Source organism: Pedobacter sp. (assembly GCF_031119335.1).
GTDB lineage: Bacteria > Bacteroidota > Bacteroidia > Sphingobacteriales > Sphingobacteriaceae > Pedobacter.
Window position 1 is genome coordinate 284,548 of record NZ_JAVHXT010000001.1, and the last position, 15,509, is coordinate 300,056.

Here is a 15,509-nt window from a genome sequence, read left to right on the forward strand (position 1 = left end):
CATAGCCGCAGGGTGAGATCGCTGATACTCACTAAGTTTGGTTAATCTGAATCTGTAACAGAACATTATTTGTTCGTATAATCGAAGGGTAAGATTTTTTGAAGCTCACTAATTTTGTTTAACCTAGACCTGCAACAGAACGTTATTTGTTCGAATTAGGTATAGTTGTATTTGTATTAACATTTACAACTTAGATTTGACTAATCAATTTGAATTGGCGTATCCCGTTTTCAATTAACCAATTAACCAACAGTTAACCCAATGAACAAATGAATTAGCCACCAATAAAACTAATAGCTATGATAATTAAGAAACAAATGGTTAGCAATATACTGTAACAGAAGTTTAAGAAAAAGAACTTTAACACTGTAACCCACCTTGAACTTCCGTAGAAGGTTCTTAACGATCTATAGATATACCAAACGAGATAAATTAACCCAGCAAATGATATCCATCCACTTAGATCTACTACAAAGCCGGTTAACCAGCTTAGGCCTTTAACTAAGATAAAACTCAAGAAAATAGCAGAATGCGTGTGGAATGAATAAATAAGATGTTCATAATAATATCTATGTTTTCTGATATAGACAAGCTTTAATATGAGTGCAAAAAGTGGTAGGAGCAGAAACATCATTTTTGGGATGTATTTAATCATATCCTCGCCAATCTTAGCCGATGGATCCGGATACTTATTAAACTCGATGCCTTTCTTCGTGAAATAATTTACAATGAAATTATCTCTTTCTTCTTTAGGCAGTGCCCTCTGGTTCTTTTCGTATTCTTCAACTGATTTCTCGTCAGACATCAGCTTGTTATATCTTTTTTTACTTTTTCTAGAAGAGCCAATATTAACAGTTGCAGTGCCATTTTCCTTAATGTCCTTTTCAACTTCTTTTAAAATACTGTCTTTTTTGCTTTTGCTAAGCGGTATGTAATCTAAGATTTGCTTGGCCTCTTTTAAAGATTTGGAAGTTATCGTATCGTTCTTAAGTTTCTCTGTAATTTCCGCCGTAGGCTCTGCTGCTTTTTCTTTCTTCTTATTGCCACTAAAAATAGTAATGAAAAATACAATACTAATGAAAATATAGAGCTTAATGGGGTGTAGGAATGATGCTCTTTTGCCTGCTACATATTCAACCGTTAGTTTGCCCGGCTTAAAAAGTAAAGGTTTAATGGTGCCAAAAAACTTGTGCTCAAAGTGAAAATAATCTGCAATGGCATGGGTAATCATGTGCCAGGCATCTTCCTTCAATTCTATATTTTCCTGTCCACAATGCGGGCAGTAAGTTTCTTCTACATGGTGACCACAGTTTAAACAGTTTTTCTCTTTTCTAAGCTTTACGGACGACATCGGAAATTAAATGAATTAGTGACTGATTTTATTGATAGCTTCTACTTCGGCTCTGGTATGTTTGTGCTTAAACATTAAAGCAAAAAGCACGGTAATTATTAAAGCGTATATAGTGAATGAAAGCCAAATGTTTTGCCAATCTTTCATGAAAAGAACTTTGTCGAAACTACCATCGGCTAATATATTAATACCTTGACTTTTAACAAATGACAGTAGATGCGAGTTATCCGTAGTAGAATCTACGTGAACAGCAACTGCAGAAACACTGTTAAACGAATTAGTAAAATATTTGTCGATCATCCATCCCGATACCAAACTTCCAAATACAGCACCAAAACCATTGGTCATCATCATGAAAAGACCTTGGGCAGACGAACGTGTTTTTGGTGTAGTAGAGGTTTCTACGAATAATGATCCAGAAATATTAAAAAAGTCGAAAGCCATTCCGTAAACAACGCAAGACATAACGATCATCCATAAATTGCCAGATGGGTCACCGTAAGCAAACAATCCAAATCTAAATACCCAGGCTAACATTGCAATAATCATCACCTTCTTAATGCCAAAACGTTTCAAAAAGAATGGAATAGCTAGGATAAAAAGTGTCTCGGAAACTTGGGAAATAGACATGATGATAGTAGAATACTTTACTACAAATGATTCCGCATACTTAGGGAAATGCTTAAATTCATCTAAGAATACGTCTCCATACGCATTGGTTAATTGTAATGCACCGCCTAAAAACATCGAGAAAATGAAAAATAATGCCATTTTGTAGGTGGCAAATAATTTAAAAGCACTTAATCCTAAAGTATCTACCAAACTTGCCTTTTCCGAAATTAATTTAGATGGCCTACACGCAGGCAGCGTAAATGAATACAAGCCTAGAGCTAAAGCACCAGCTCCGGCAATGTAGAATTGGTATGCAGATGCTTTACTTCCTGTTAAGTTGGTAACCCACATTGCAGCAATAAAACCTACAGTTCCCCAAACACGAATAGGGGGGAAGTCTTTAACTACATCCAGATTACTCGATTTTAAAGTAGTATATGAAATAGAGTTACTTAAAGATATGGTAGGCATGTAAAAACACATGGCTAACAACATGGTCCAAAAGAAGGCATTTGGCGTAGCTACTTGCGGAATGTAGAACAGTACTACAGCATAGAGGATATGCAAAAGTGCATACAACTTTTCTGCGTTAATCCACTTGTCGGCAATAATCCCTGTGATGGTTGGCATCAACAGAGATGCGAAGCCCATAGTTGCGAATATAGCTCCAAATTGGGTTCCGTCCCATTGCTTAGTGCCAAACCAATAGTTAGCAATGGTAATTAGCCAGGCGCCCCATACAAAAAACTGCATGAAACTCATTATGGTTAAGCGTAGCTTAATATTCATAAGTATTTTATCTTTTGTTTAGTTTGTTTTGAAAGGTTTGAAGATAGGATTTTTTTTAAAATTGTTTTCCAAAAGCAATTTAAAAAATTAACGAGGTTCAATTAACTATTAATTGAATCGAAATTAAAAATAAGATATGTATTAAAATACTAAAAATGCAGGCTATTTACCTGCATTTCTTCTATTGATTTCATCCCTAATCCGAGCTGCTTTTTCATAAGCTTCTTCAGCTAAGGCTTTTTCTAGTTTTTCCTGTAATTCTTCTACCGAAAAGGTTTGAAAGCCGGAAGTGGTTTGTGGAGTTTTGTGTACTTCTTCGGGCGTAGAGGTATTGCTGGTTAGGCTTTCCATATTCTCTAAGAAAAGGAAATCGTTACCTTCAATGACAATGCCTGCAGATGAAAGAATAAATTCGTAAGTATAAATTGTAGCATTAAATCTTACGGCAATTGCAATGGCGTCAGAAGTGCGAGCATCAATTTCAACTTGTTCGCCATCTTTACTGCACATCAGTTTTGCAAAGAAAACACCGTCAACAAGATTGTAAATGAGCACTTCGGTAATTTCTACCTGATAGGCTTGGGCAAATGATTTGAACAAATCGTGAGTAAGCGGTCGGGTAGGAGACATTTTCTCAATTTCGATGGCAATGGCTTGCGCTTCGAATGCTCCAATAATAATAGGTAACCTTCTTCTTCCGTTAACTTCGCCAAGTACTAAGGCGTAAGCGCCAGATTGGGTTTGGCTATATGATAATCCGACAATATCGAGTTTTACTTTCTTCATACACAAAATTAACCCTTATCGTTTTGTGAGCGATAAGGGTTCTTGTACAAAGTTACGCTTTATGTGCCTTTAATGCACTAATTATTTTCGGAACTACTTCAAAAGCATCGCCAACAATGCCGTAATCGGCAACTTTAAAGAAAGGAGCTTCGGCATCTTTGTTAATTACCACAATTACTTTTGATGAACTTACACCAGCTAAGTGTTGGATAGCTCCAGAAATGCCAATGGCAATGTATAAGTTTGGACTGATAGCAATGCCAGTTTGACCAACGTGCTCAGAATGTGGTCTCCAATCTGCGTCTGATACTGGTTTTGAACAAGCTGTGGCAGCGCCAAGCAGGTCGGCCAATTCTTCTACCATTCCCCAGTTTTCTGGACCTTTTAAGCCTCTACCACCAGAAACTACAATTTCTGCATCTGGTAAGGATACTTTATTGGTTGCACGAACAATTTCTTTTACAATCGCCGTTAAGTCGCTAGATTTTACTTCAGGGCTGAAAGCCTCAATAGCTACATTGCCCGAATTTTCTTTAACACCAAAAGAGTTTGGGTTTAAAGCAATCACTTTATTTGCTGAGGTTAAGGTGGCAATGGCAAATGCTTTGCCTGAAAAAGCTGTTTTCTTTACCGAAAAACCACCCTCGTTACTTGGCAAATCTACGGCACCATCTACTAAACCTGCTTTAAGTTTTACGGCAATACGAGGCGCCAAACCTTTTCCAGAGAAAGAGTTAGAAAGCACTACGATACTTGCATCTTCTTTTTTCGCTGCTTCTGCAATAACAGAGGCATAAGCTTGATTTACGAAGTTTTTAAGTTGATCTGCCTCTACTTTTAAAACCTTACTTGCACCATATTTTCCAAGTTCGTTCAACTCGCTATCAGCCACATTGCCAATTGAGATAGCGCTTAAACTTGTGCCTTGCTGGTCGGCAATTGCCTTTGCATAAGATACCGCTTCAAAAACTGATTTTTTGAACTTACCTTCAACTTGCTCTACATATACTAATACTGACATATTAATCTATTTGAAATCTCCTAACGGAGATATGTTTTTAATAATCTAATTAATGAATTGTAAAAAGTCCCCTTTAGGGGATTTAGGGGGTTATATCACTTTCGCTTCGCTATGCAATAAGCCAATCAACTCTTCTGCACTCTCTGCAGGAACTAACTTCACCGAACCACGTGGGGCAGGAGTTTCAAACTTGCTGATTTTTCCAACTTCTTCTACCTCTACAGCTTCAACTACTTGCAATGGCTTAGTTCTGGCCGACATGATACCTCTCATGTTAGGGATTTTTGCTTCTGCAGTACCTTCAGCACAGCTGGCTACAAATTTTCCGCTTACACTTACTACTTCTTTACCACCTTCAATTTCACGCTCAATAGTTGCGTTAGAACCATCGTAGTCTAGTTTTTTGATGATAGAAATTGAAGGGATGTCTAACAATTCGCCAACCATTGCAGCTACTTGCGAACCATTGTAATCGATAGATTCTCTTCCGCATAAAATGATATCGAAATCATTTGCTTTAGCATATTCAGCAATTTGAGTAGCAACAAAATATGCGTCTCTCGCTGCAGCATTAATTCTCACTGCATCATCTGCGCCAATAGCCAATGCTTTTCTTATGGTAGGTTCGGTAGCAGCTTCGCCAACATTAATAACAGTAACTGTGCCTTTTCCTCCTTCGCAAAGCTCAATAGCACGAGAAAGTGCAATCTCATCGTAAGGATTTACAATATACTGAACACCCGCAGTATTGAATTGGGTATTATCGGCTGTAAAAGTTATTTTTGTCGTCGTGTCTGGAACGTTACTGATACAAACTAATATTTTCATAATGACTTTTTAAGTTAAAAATTGTTATGCTTGCATAATATATTACAATGATATATATTCTAAATCTTTTTTCATAGAATAATTTAGAATTTATATAAATAAGTGTCGTAAATCACTTAGTTGCGTGCAATTTTATTATTATGCGTTTAAATAAATTACACAAACTTAATTAAAAAAGCAGGGATTAAAAATGCAAAACCAGCGATTAGCCAAATTGTTTGAATTTTTGGAAACCGACCCAAATGACAGTTTTATACTGTACGCCATTGCCACCGAATATAACGCACAGAACGATGTGGAGAATGCACTGAAATATTACCTTCAGCTAACAGAAAAACATCCAGATTATGTAGGAACTTACTATCATTTGGGCAAGTTGTACGAAAAATTGGGGCAAAAAGAAGATGGAATTAAAACCTATCAAATAGGGATGCAGGCAGCAAGAGCTAAGAGAGATATGCACGCATTTTCGGAATTGCAAGGGGCTTATAACAGTGCCGCTGGCCTGGATTATGAAGACGACTAGCAGTTTTTAGTTAACAGTTTGCAATTCACAGTTTACAGGGCCATTGGATACTATAACAATTTAACAATACAGCAATTTAACAATTAACCTAATTGATCGCTAAACGACAAATTTTCTTTATCAGAAATGTGATTTATTTCACCTTCACCGCCTTTGGTGGGGCGCAGGCACATTTGTCGTTATTGTTGCGCTATTTTGTTACTAATATCAACTTTGTTAGCGAAGAAGAATTGCTGGAGTTAAATGCACTAGCACAGGTTCTGCCTGGGCCGGCATCTACGCAAACGCTAGTTGGAATTGCCTATAAAGTGGGTGGTTTAAAGCTGGCTATTATCACCTTCCTGATCTGGATTTTGCCATCAGCCGCTATCATGACATTGGCTGCCATTTGGTACTCAGTTTTAGGACAGAAAGATCAACTAGCTTCGGTTTTAGAATATGTGCACCCTATAGTTTTGGGAATTGTAGCTTATGGAGCTTTTAAGCTAGGACGAAGGGTTTTGACTAATCAGGTTTCTGTTTTTTTGGCCGTTGGCGCTTTGGTTGGGACTTTAGTTTTAAAAGAAGCCTACGTTTTTCCTCTAGCTATATTAATTGGTGGAATGGTATCTTCCGCAATTGGTACACCTACAGAAGAAACGGAATTAAGGGTTCGGCTTTTCGCTAATATCAACCCAAAAAAATTAGGTTATTTTATTGGTGTACTGTTGTTTATGGCTATGTTGGGTGCGTTGATTAATAGAACATCGCCATTTAGTTTGCCAATTAGGTTGTTCGAGAATTTTTACCGTAACGGCATTTTCATTTTTGGCGGTGGGCAGGTTTTAGTGCCCATGATGCTGACGGAGTTTGTGCAGGTAAAACAATACCTAAGCCAATCTGATTTTATGTCTGGGTTTGCTTTTCAACAGGTTTTACCCGGACCTACATTTTCATTTACAAGCTATATTGGCGCTTTAGGTATGAAATATGGAGGTTATGGTGTTTTAGGGCAGGCAATAGGTGGCTTTTTAGCTGTTTTAGGTATCAACCTGCCGGGATTAATTTTGGTGCTTTTTATTGTGCCTTTTTGGAACGATTTAAAAAAGATAAGCAGAATTAAATATTCGCTTTCGGGGATAAATGCGGTAAGTGTTGGTTTTATTATTGCCGCCTTTTTGATGTTGATAGCTCCGGTTGGTTTAAACTGGATTTTTTTAGGTATCGTTTTAGCGACCTTTTTGATATTGAATTTTACAAAAATCAGCCCTGCTTTAGTAATTGTTGCAGGTGTTGTTTTAGGTTATATAGTTTAGTGAAAAGTGAACCACATAGACACATAGATTAAAGAAGAGTTAAATGATCTTGTGCCTATGTGGTGAAAACATTTAAATTTTTAAGATGAATAAGTTTGTTAGGGAAGAAGTAAGTTTTTTAAAAGGTGCAAGAACTCGTTGGCAAGAGTTAAAATATGTTTTAGGGGTAATCTATCAATTTTATAAAGGATTTAGAAAACTGCATTTTATTGGTCCTTGTGTTACGGTTTTCGGTTCTGCTAGGTTTAAGGAAGATCATCCATACTATGAAATGGCGAGAAAAGTTTCTGCTGAAATTTCCAAATTAGGTTTTGCAATTATGACTGGTGGCGGGCCTGGCATTATGGAAGCGGGAAATAGGGGGGCTAAAGATGCCGGAGGCTTATCGGTAGGATGTAACATTGTTTTACCGCACGAGCAACATGAAAATCCTTATTTAGACACCTTTGTGAATATCGAATATTTCTTCGTTAGGAAAGAATTGCTAAGAAAGTACTCGTACGCATTTGTGGTCTTACCTGGGGGATTTGGAACCTTAGATGAGTTTTTCGAAACGCTAACGCTAATTCAGACAGGTAAAGTAGAAAAATTTCCGATTGTGATAATGGGTAAGGAGTTTCATCAACATATTTACGAACATGTACAGTTGATGATGGAACAAAAAACAATTAGTCCAGAAGACATGGATTTGTTGCTGTTTACTGATGATGTTAATGAAGTAGTAGCTCACATTAGAAAATATAAAGACGACGCTGCGATATTTAAGACGCAATCTCCTAAAAAAGCTTGGTGGATTTTTGGAGAGGAAAAGCCGAATGCGAAGGCGAGTTAGTTTAAGCCCCTATTATGCTCTAAAAATAAAATCATTTCTACCCTCTCTGGCTACGCCATTTCTCCCAAAGGGAGAGAAATTTCAGAGTTGTAGACATTTCGCTATTCTCTCCCTTTGGGAGAGATGCCCAACGGGCAGAGAGGGATTAAAACGGTGGATCATCATCCATCATATCATTCATACTCGATGGTCTGATGATAATATTGCCCGGATTACCGAAGTTTTCTGATGGCATCATGGCACTATCACTACCTGCCGAGAAGCTAGAAGGCGGCATAAAACTATCTTCCAAATCGCCAAACTTCACATACTTGCCGATAAATCTTAATGGCACAATTCCCGTTTCACCGTGACGGTTTTTACCTATAATTACCTCACCAACACCAGCGTTAGAACGACCGCTTTCATCTTCCATAATGCCGTAATATTCTGGACGGTATAAGAATAGTACCATGTCTGCATCTTGCTCAATAGAACCAGATTCACGTAGATCGGATAGCATTGGCCTTTTACCGTTTTGTCCTGGTCTGCTCTCTACCGCACGACTTAATTGCGAAAGTGCTAAAACGGGAACTTCTAATTCCTTAGCTACCGATTTCAACGCTCTAGAAATACTACCAATTTCTTGCTCACGGTTACCGCCACCTTCGCCTTTACCATGCATTAACTGCAAGTAATCGATGATGATCATTTGAATATCGTACTGCGATTTTAAACGACGGCATTTCGCTCTGAACTCGAAAATGTTTAAGGCAGGGGTATCGTCAATCAGTAAAGTAGCTTCAGAAAGTCTGCCTATTTTACTGTGCAGTTGTTGCCATTCCCACTCAGCAAGATTACCTTTTCTAATTTTCTCTTGCTCAATTTCAGCCTCTCCAGAAATCAAACGATTTACCAACTGAACAGAAGACATCTCTAGTGAGAATACTACCGTTGGTTTGTTAAAATCTACCGCTGCGTTACGTGCCGCTGTCAGTACAAATGCTGTTTTACCCATCGCCGGACGAGCAGCAATAATTACCAAATCGGATTTTTGCCATCCGCCAGTAATACGATCTAAATCTGTAAATCCAGAAGGAACACCTGTTAAACCATCTGTTTTTGTTCTTAATTCTTCTAACGAAGCCAAAGATTGCTTGATGATATCATCCATTTTCTGCGTATCTCTACGTAAGTTATTTTGGGCAATATCAAACAGGTTCTTCTCAGCCATATCTAAAAGGTCGAAAATATCTGTGGTGTCTTCGTAAGCGTTTTTAATGATATCCGTAGAAATTCTGATTAACTCACGCTGAATATATTTTTGTGAAATGATACGAGCATGGTACTCGATATTAGCAGCAGAAGTTACTCTGTTAGTTAAATAAGTAACAAAATAAGCGCCGCCAATCATCTCTAAATTGCCAGAGGTACGTAACTCGGAAGTAACGGTTAAAATATCTACAGGCTTTGATTTTTGAAATAAAGCTTGGATAGCTTCGAAAATCCTTTTGTGTCTTTCGTCGTAAAAAAGTTCAGGTTTTAATACATCGATAACGGCAGAAAGAGCGTCTTTTTCTAACATTAGTGCACCTAAAACTGCTTCTTCCAAATCGGTAGCCTGCGGTTGTATTTTGTCAACTGTGGTTATCGTGTTGGCTAGTCGGCTTTTGCGTGCTGAAAGTGAAAATTTCCCCTGACCTTTTTGTTCGTTATCCATGCTCATGAAGCAAAAGTAACTAAAAATAGAGGTTTTTGTTTGCTCAAGTTATTAGGTGTTTGTCAACAAGTTGATTCTGAAATTGATGAATTTTTTAGTATATTTTATAATTTATAAAGTTCTAAACAATTCGATGTGGATAAGGGGATGTATTGTTACATCGTCGAGTTGCTGCTAATCATTCAGTCATTCTCTCATTCAGTCACTTAATCATTTACTCATTCATTCCCCCCTCATTCAATCATTTTCTTACTTTTGTGCATGGATAATTTTAGAAGGCCGCAACGCCAAGATCGAAGCAGAGATCGTGTTAAAGAAAATAATGAATTTGTTTTTGGTATTAGGGCTGTAATTGAAGCGATTAAGGCTGCCAGAGACATTGAAACGATTTACGTTCAGCGTGGCTTATCTGGCGACCTATTTTTAGAATTAAAATCTTTACTATCTGGGTCCCTTATTCCATTGAGTGTTGTTCCTATTGAGAAGTTAAATAGGATGACACAAAAAAATCACCAAGGTGTTATTGCGGTTATTTCTCCAATTACTTACCAAAACATAGAAGATATTGTTCCTGCTATTTACGAAAAAGGAGAGACACCATTAATTTTAGTTTTAGACAGCGTGACTGATGTGCGCAATATGGGAGCTATTGCCCGTACAGCTGCTTGTGTTGGTGTTCACGCCATTGTGGTTCCATTAAAAAATGCGGCACAAGTAAATGCCGATGCTATTAAAACATCAGCTGGTGCTTTATTCTCTATTCCTGTGTGCAGACATGCTAATTTGCATAAAACTTGTTTGTTTCTACAAGATAGTGGTTTGCAAATTGTAGCGTGTACAGAGAAAACAGATGATTTGATTTACAAACCTGATTATTCTTTGCCTACCGCTATTGTAATGGGTTCTGAAGACGAAGGCATTTCGAACGAGTTGCTGAGGGTTGCCGATCATCTAGCAAAAATACCAATGGCCGGAAAGATAGAATCTTTAAATGTTTCGGTTGCTGCTGGGGTTATCTTGTATGAGGCAGTGCGGCAGCGTTCTTAATGTAATCACCTATGAAATTAACGTTCCTTAAAATACTAATACTGACTGCTGTAAGTTCACTCTGTTCATGTGCAACAATTTTTAACACCAAGCATACCAATATTACATTGGTTGGAGATAAGGCAACTCGGTTCGTTGTAGCTACAGACAGTTCTGTAAATAATATTCGTGAGTTTTTGGTAGAAAGAAATAAAAAGCCATTGGTTGTTAATGTTTTAAGGAATGACACACTTTTAAAAACAACTACGATAAATTCAAATATTTCAAAAACATTTTATCTGAATTTTTTGATAGCGTATGGTTTAATTGGAGGTTTTATCGATTATAATAAGCCTAAAATGTTTTCTTATCCTGAATATCAATTTTTTGACAATGAGAAACTGAAATTCGTTTATGCAAGACCTGATAATATTGAACTTCCCGAAAAGAATAAGTTCTTATTAAAAATTGCTCCACTAAACATGGTTACAAACTTCACAAATCCTTCAATGATGGTAGGGGCAGAGGTTAAAAACAATTCATCTTTTAGTACCAATTTTTATATAGGATACGGTTTTGATGGTTTGCTTCCAAATGCTAATGACTATCAAAATTTTCGTTTTTCAATTGAGCAAAGAAAATACTTAAGGAATATTGTTTTTAACGGTACATACGTAGGTTTCGAAATAGATTATTTTAAAACAAAATATACTAAAGAGCTGAGTTACTCTTTAGATAATGATGTAGAGAAGGATTATTACGAAAGACATTACGAAAATGATATTTTTCTTTTTAATAAACGAGTAGTTAATTATTCTGCTAAGTTTGGTTATCAATTTAAAAAAGGCAAGATGTACTTCGACTTAATATCTGGTTTAGGGATAAGAAACAAAAAAACGATATTAAATAATGATCCTAATTTGAGGGTACGTTTTATGAGGTCACGTCACCCAAACATTTACGATTACAGTAATGAAATCGGTAATATCTCTGGAGTTAATTTTACTATGGGTGTAAGAATTGGTTTTTAATTAAATAAACTTCCCTCCAAATTTAGCTTTCACATCGGCTACAATGTGTTTTACGTTTTGTTCTTCTGCTCTAGGGCAAATTAGTAAGGTGTTATTCGCTTCAACAACAATATAATCGTGTAAGCCTTGTAGAATTACCAATTTTTCCTCTGGTACATTTACCATGCAGTTCGAAGAATCGAACATCATGACTTGCTCTGATGGAATTACTGCATTGCCAACATAATCTTTTTCAGCCATTTCGTAAATTGAAGCCCATGTACCCAAGTCAGACCAACCAAAATCGGAAGGTAATACATAAACATTATCGGCCTTTTCCATAATACCAAAATCGATAGAAATATTGGTGCAAAGCTGATAAGCACTCGCTATAAAAGTTTTCTCGTTAGCTGTGTTAAAAGCAGAACGTCCTCCAGCAAAAATATCGTAGATATCTGGCAAGTGTTTTTGTAAAGCTTTATTTATCGCTCCAGCCGACCAAATGAAAATTCCAGCATTCCAAAGGAAATCGCCACTTTGTAGAAACGATTTAGCCAGTTCTAGATTTGGCTTTTCTGTAAACGTTTTAACCTTATGGATATCTTGGTGTTCGCCAAGTATTTCATCATTATATTGGATGTAACCATAGCCTGTATCAGGTCTGTTGGGTTTAATTCCCAATGTGATTAAGCAATCGCAATTAGTTGCCGCCATCATAGCTTGATCTATCGCAGCTATAAAAGCCTTCTGGTTGCCAATAGTATGGTCTGATGGTGCAACTACAATTACCGCATCAGCATTCAGCTCAGCAATTTTTGCTGCACCGTAAGCTATACATGGAGCGGTATTACGCATTAAAGGTTCTGCCAAGATCTGGTTATCTCCTAATTCTGGAAGTTGTTCCTTAATTAGGTCTACATAACTCTCGTTAGTAACAATGAAAATATTTTCGGGAAGACAGATTTGCAAGAAACGTTCGTAAGTACTTTGGATAAGCGTTTTTCCAATACCAAAAAAATCGATAAACTGCTTAGGAAATTCTGTTCTACTTACTGGCCAAAAGCGACTTCCAACGCCGCCTGCCATAATTAATGCGTATCTGTTTTTGTCCATGCGTAGAGCAAATATATACTTTTATATGATACCTTTCCTTAAAAGGTTCTTTGTAGGTACAATGACTTAATTGTGGTTGTTATGATTAACAAAACAGTTTGCAAACAGTTTGAGCGTTTAAAGAATTTAAGCATTACTTTGTCGTAATTAGGTAATAATGAAGGTGATTATTTGTCTTCATGGCATAGGAAAGGCAGTCTGTTTGCTAGTTAAATTTACTGTCTAAGAAAAGCTGTTAAATAAGTACATTTTTGCAGCCTTTAGGCGTAAAAGTAGCTTTGCGCTTCAAGTATGATTTCGTACACATAAAATCTATTCTATATTTTTTACTTTTCTAAGAGAATTTATTAGTAAATTGATGCTTTAATTACTGTAAAATTATGTTATTTTGAGCAATAATAGCACACAATATTTAGTACAGGAAATGGATGTAAAGAAATCTTTATTTGATAACCTTCAAACGTTTTTCGGTTTCGATAATTTTAAAGGTGATCAAGAATCGATTATTACCAACATATTAGAGGGGAAGAACACTTTCGTGATTATGCCAACAGGTGGCGGAAAGTCTATCTGTTATCAGTTGCCAGCTTTAATGAGCGAAGGAACAGCAATTGTAATTTCTCCGCTAATAGCGCTGATGAAGAACCAAGTTGATCAGATTAGGGCTTTTGGGGGAAGTGATAGCGTAGCTCATTTCTTAAATTCTTCTTTGAATAAATCGGAAATTACACAGGTAAAAACCGATTTGCTAAGCGGACAGACTAAATTGTTATATGTTGCGCCAGAATCTTTAGCAAAGGCAGAGAATATAGAGTTTTTGCGTTTACTTAAGATTTCGTTTGTGGCGGTAGATGAGGCGCATTGTATTTCCGAGTGGGGACACGATTTCAGACCAGAATATCGCAAAATTAGACAAGTGATTGCTGGTTTGGGAGAACATATTCCAATCATAGCGTTAACAGCAACGGCTACACCTAAAGTTCAGCAGGATATCATCAAGAATTTAGGCATGACAGATGCGACTTTGTTCAAATCGTCGTTTAATAGGCCTAACCTTTTCTATGAAATTCGACCGAAGAAGAACATTACTAAAGAAATTATTAGGTATGTAAAATATAATCCAGGCAAATCTGGTATTATTTACTGTTTGAGCCGTAAAAAGGTAGAGGAAGTAGCAGAAACCTTGAATATCAATGGCATTAAGGCGCTCCCTTATCATGCTGGTTTAGAGCCAAAAGTTAGGGCCGAAACGCAAGATAAATTCCTCATGGAAGACGTAGAAGTGATTGTGGCAACCATTGCTTTTGGTATGGGGATAGATAAGCCAGATGTTCGTTTCGTAATTCATCATGATATCCCGAAAAGTATGGAAGGATATTATCAGGAAACGGGCAGGGCCGGTCGTGATGGTGGCGAAGGTGTTTGTGTAGCTTTTTACTCGCAAAAGGATGTAGAAAAGTTAGCTAAATTTATGAAAGACAAACCTGTTTCTGAGCGAGAAATAGGTACGCAGATATTAAAAGAGGTTATAGATTACGCCGAATCTTCGGTTTGCAGAAGGAAACAGATTTTACACTATTTTGGCGAAAACTTCAATGAAACAGGCTGTAACTGTATGTGCGATAACTGTAAGAAGCCTAAGCAACAATTTGATGCTGAAGAGCAGTTGCTTACCTTGTTAAAATTGGTAGAAAGTACTGGTGAAAAGTTTGATGATGCCCATTTGATTAATGTGTTTATGGGCTACGAAACTGCGCAAACTATTGCTTACGAGCAAAATAAGTTGCCAGAGTTTGGTTCTGGTAAAACTGATGGCGAAATACTTTGGAAATCGTTATTAAGACAAGCCGTACTGAATAATTTCTTGGCAAAAGATATAGATAATTATGGTCTGCTGAAGTTAACCAAGATAGGTAGAGACTTTATTGAAAATCCTTATAGCTTAAAATTTATCATAAACGAAGTGTTGGAAGATGCTAGCGATGAGGACGACGAGGAAGTAAAACAGGGAACAGGGGCATTAGACACACAACTGCTTCAATTATTGAAGGATTTGAGGAAGAAGATTGCAAAGCAGAAAAACGTGCCTCCGTTTGTGGTTTTCCAAGATCCGTCGTTAGAAGAAATGTGTACACATTATCCAATTACTAATGACGAACTGAAACAGATTTCGGGTGTTGGTAATGGTAAAGCGCTAAAATTTGGTGGTCCGTTTATTGAACTGATTAAAAAGTACGTTGAAGATAACGATATCGATAGACCTGTAGATATGGTGATTAAAACGCAGGCTAATAAATCTGCTTTAAAAGTGTCGATTATCCAAAATATTGATAGGCAGATTGGTCTGGAAGATATTGCCCGTTCTAAAGGTATCACTTATACAGATGTGCTTAAAGAGGTTGAGGCCATTGTAAATTCGGGTACCAAGTTGAATTTGACTTATTACATCGACGAGATGATTGATGAAGATAGGCAAGACGAGGTTTTTGATTATTTTCAAGCTGCCGATACTGATTCTATAGACACCGCAATTAAAGATCTTGGAGAAACAGATTATACGAGGGAGGAAATTCAGTTGATGCGTATCAAATTTATGAGCGAATTAGGGAATTAGTCCTATT

Annotated in this window: 13 protein-coding genes; 6 read left to right on the top strand and 7 right to left on the bottom strand. The window is 37.0% G+C overall.

The window, feature by feature from the left end; translation table 11 throughout:
• Positions 1-274 precede the first annotated feature (274 nt).
• From REI64_RS01240 to REI64_RS01260, 5 genes are all read right to left on the bottom strand, one after another.
• A complete protein-coding gene (locus REI64_RS01240) occupies positions 275-1,351 on the bottom strand; it encodes a DUF3667 domain-containing protein (protein WP_308848261.1) in 1,077 nt (358 codons plus the stop codon).
• Positions 1,352-1,366: 15 nt separating this feature from the next.
• Positions 1,367-2,752, bottom strand: coding sequence for a nucleoside permease (locus tag REI64_RS01245; protein ID WP_308848262.1), 1,386 nt, complete (start codon positions 2,750-2,752; stop codon positions 1,367-1,369).
• 162 nt (positions 2,753-2,914) lie between these two features.
• Positions 2,915-3,538, bottom strand: coding sequence for a bifunctional nuclease family protein (locus tag REI64_RS01250; protein ID WP_308848263.1), 624 nt, complete (start codon positions 3,536-3,538; stop codon positions 2,915-2,917).
• Positions 3,539-3,590: 52 nt separating this feature from the next.
• Positions 3,591-4,559, bottom strand: coding sequence for an electron transfer flavoprotein subunit alpha/FixB family protein (locus tag REI64_RS01255; RefSeq protein WP_308848264.1), 969 nt, complete (start codon positions 4,557-4,559; stop codon positions 3,591-3,593).
• Between the two features lie 90 nt (positions 4,560-4,649).
• On the bottom strand, positions 4,650-5,387 hold the full coding sequence (locus REI64_RS01260; RefSeq protein ID WP_308848265.1) for an electron transfer flavoprotein subunit beta/FixA family protein: 738 nt from the start codon (positions 5,385-5,387) through the stop codon (positions 4,650-4,652).
• Positions 5,388-5,577: 190 nt separating this feature from the next.
• Between REI64_RS01260 and REI64_RS01265 the strand changes: the two genes are divergently transcribed.
• The 3 genes from REI64_RS01265 (at position 5,578) to REI64_RS01275 (ending at position 8,040) form a co-directional block, all read left to right on the top strand.
• Positions 5,578-5,913 carry a tetratricopeptide repeat protein gene (locus REI64_RS01265; RefSeq protein WP_308848266.1) on the top strand — a complete coding sequence of 112 codons (336 nt, stop codon included), beginning with the start codon at positions 5,578-5,580 and terminating at the stop codon, positions 5,911-5,913.
• A gap of 95 nt (positions 5,914-6,008) precedes the next feature.
• Positions 6,009-7,208: a chromate efflux transporter gene (gene chrA / locus REI64_RS01270; protein WP_375141988.1), complete on the top strand. Its 1,200-nt coding sequence runs from the start codon at positions 6,009-6,011 to the stop codon at positions 7,206-7,208.
• Positions 7,209-7,293: 85 nt separating this feature from the next.
• Positions 7,294-8,040: a TIGR00730 family Rossman fold protein gene (locus REI64_RS01275; RefSeq protein WP_308848268.1), complete on the top strand. Its 747-nt coding sequence runs from the start codon at positions 7,294-7,296 to the stop codon at positions 8,038-8,040.
• Between the two features lie 145 nt (positions 8,041-8,185).
• On the opposite strand, the gene dnaB is transcribed toward REI64_RS01275, so the two are convergent.
• On the bottom strand, positions 8,186-9,739 hold the full coding sequence (gene dnaB, locus REI64_RS01280) for a replicative DNA helicase (protein ID WP_308848269.1): 1,554 nt from the start codon (positions 9,737-9,739) through the stop codon (positions 8,186-8,188).
• A 261-nt stretch (positions 9,740-10,000) separates the two neighbouring features.
• Here dnaB and rlmB point away from each other — a divergent pair, with 261 nt between their 5' ends.
• Positions 10,001-10,786 (top strand): 23S rRNA (guanosine(2251)-2'-O)-methyltransferase RlmB, encoded by a 786-nt coding sequence (gene rlmB / locus REI64_RS01285; RefSeq protein WP_308848270.1) that lies wholly within the window; start codon positions 10,001-10,003, stop codon positions 10,784-10,786.
• An 11-nt stretch (positions 10,787-10,797) separates the two neighbouring features.
• Entirely contained in the window at positions 10,798-11,796 is a 999-nt protein-coding gene (locus REI64_RS01290) for a hypothetical protein (protein ID WP_308848271.1), read from the top strand.
• Here REI64_RS01290 and REI64_RS01295 read toward each other — a convergent pair whose 3' ends face one another.
• The gene (locus tag REI64_RS01295) at positions 11,797-12,888 is read right to left on the bottom strand and encodes a mannose-1-phosphate guanylyltransferase (RefSeq protein ID WP_308848272.1); all 1,092 of its coding nucleotides are present in this window, start codon (positions 12,886-12,888) and stop codon (positions 11,797-11,799) included. It abuts the gene before it with no gap.
• 424 nt (positions 12,889-13,312) lie between these two features.
• Here REI64_RS01295 and recQ point away from each other — a divergent pair, with 424 nt between their 5' ends.
• Positions 13,313-15,502 (top strand): DNA helicase RecQ, encoded by a 2,190-nt coding sequence (gene recQ, locus REI64_RS01300; RefSeq protein WP_308848462.1) that lies wholly within the window; start codon positions 13,313-13,315, stop codon positions 15,500-15,502.
• Positions 15,503-15,509 lie beyond the last annotated feature (7 nt).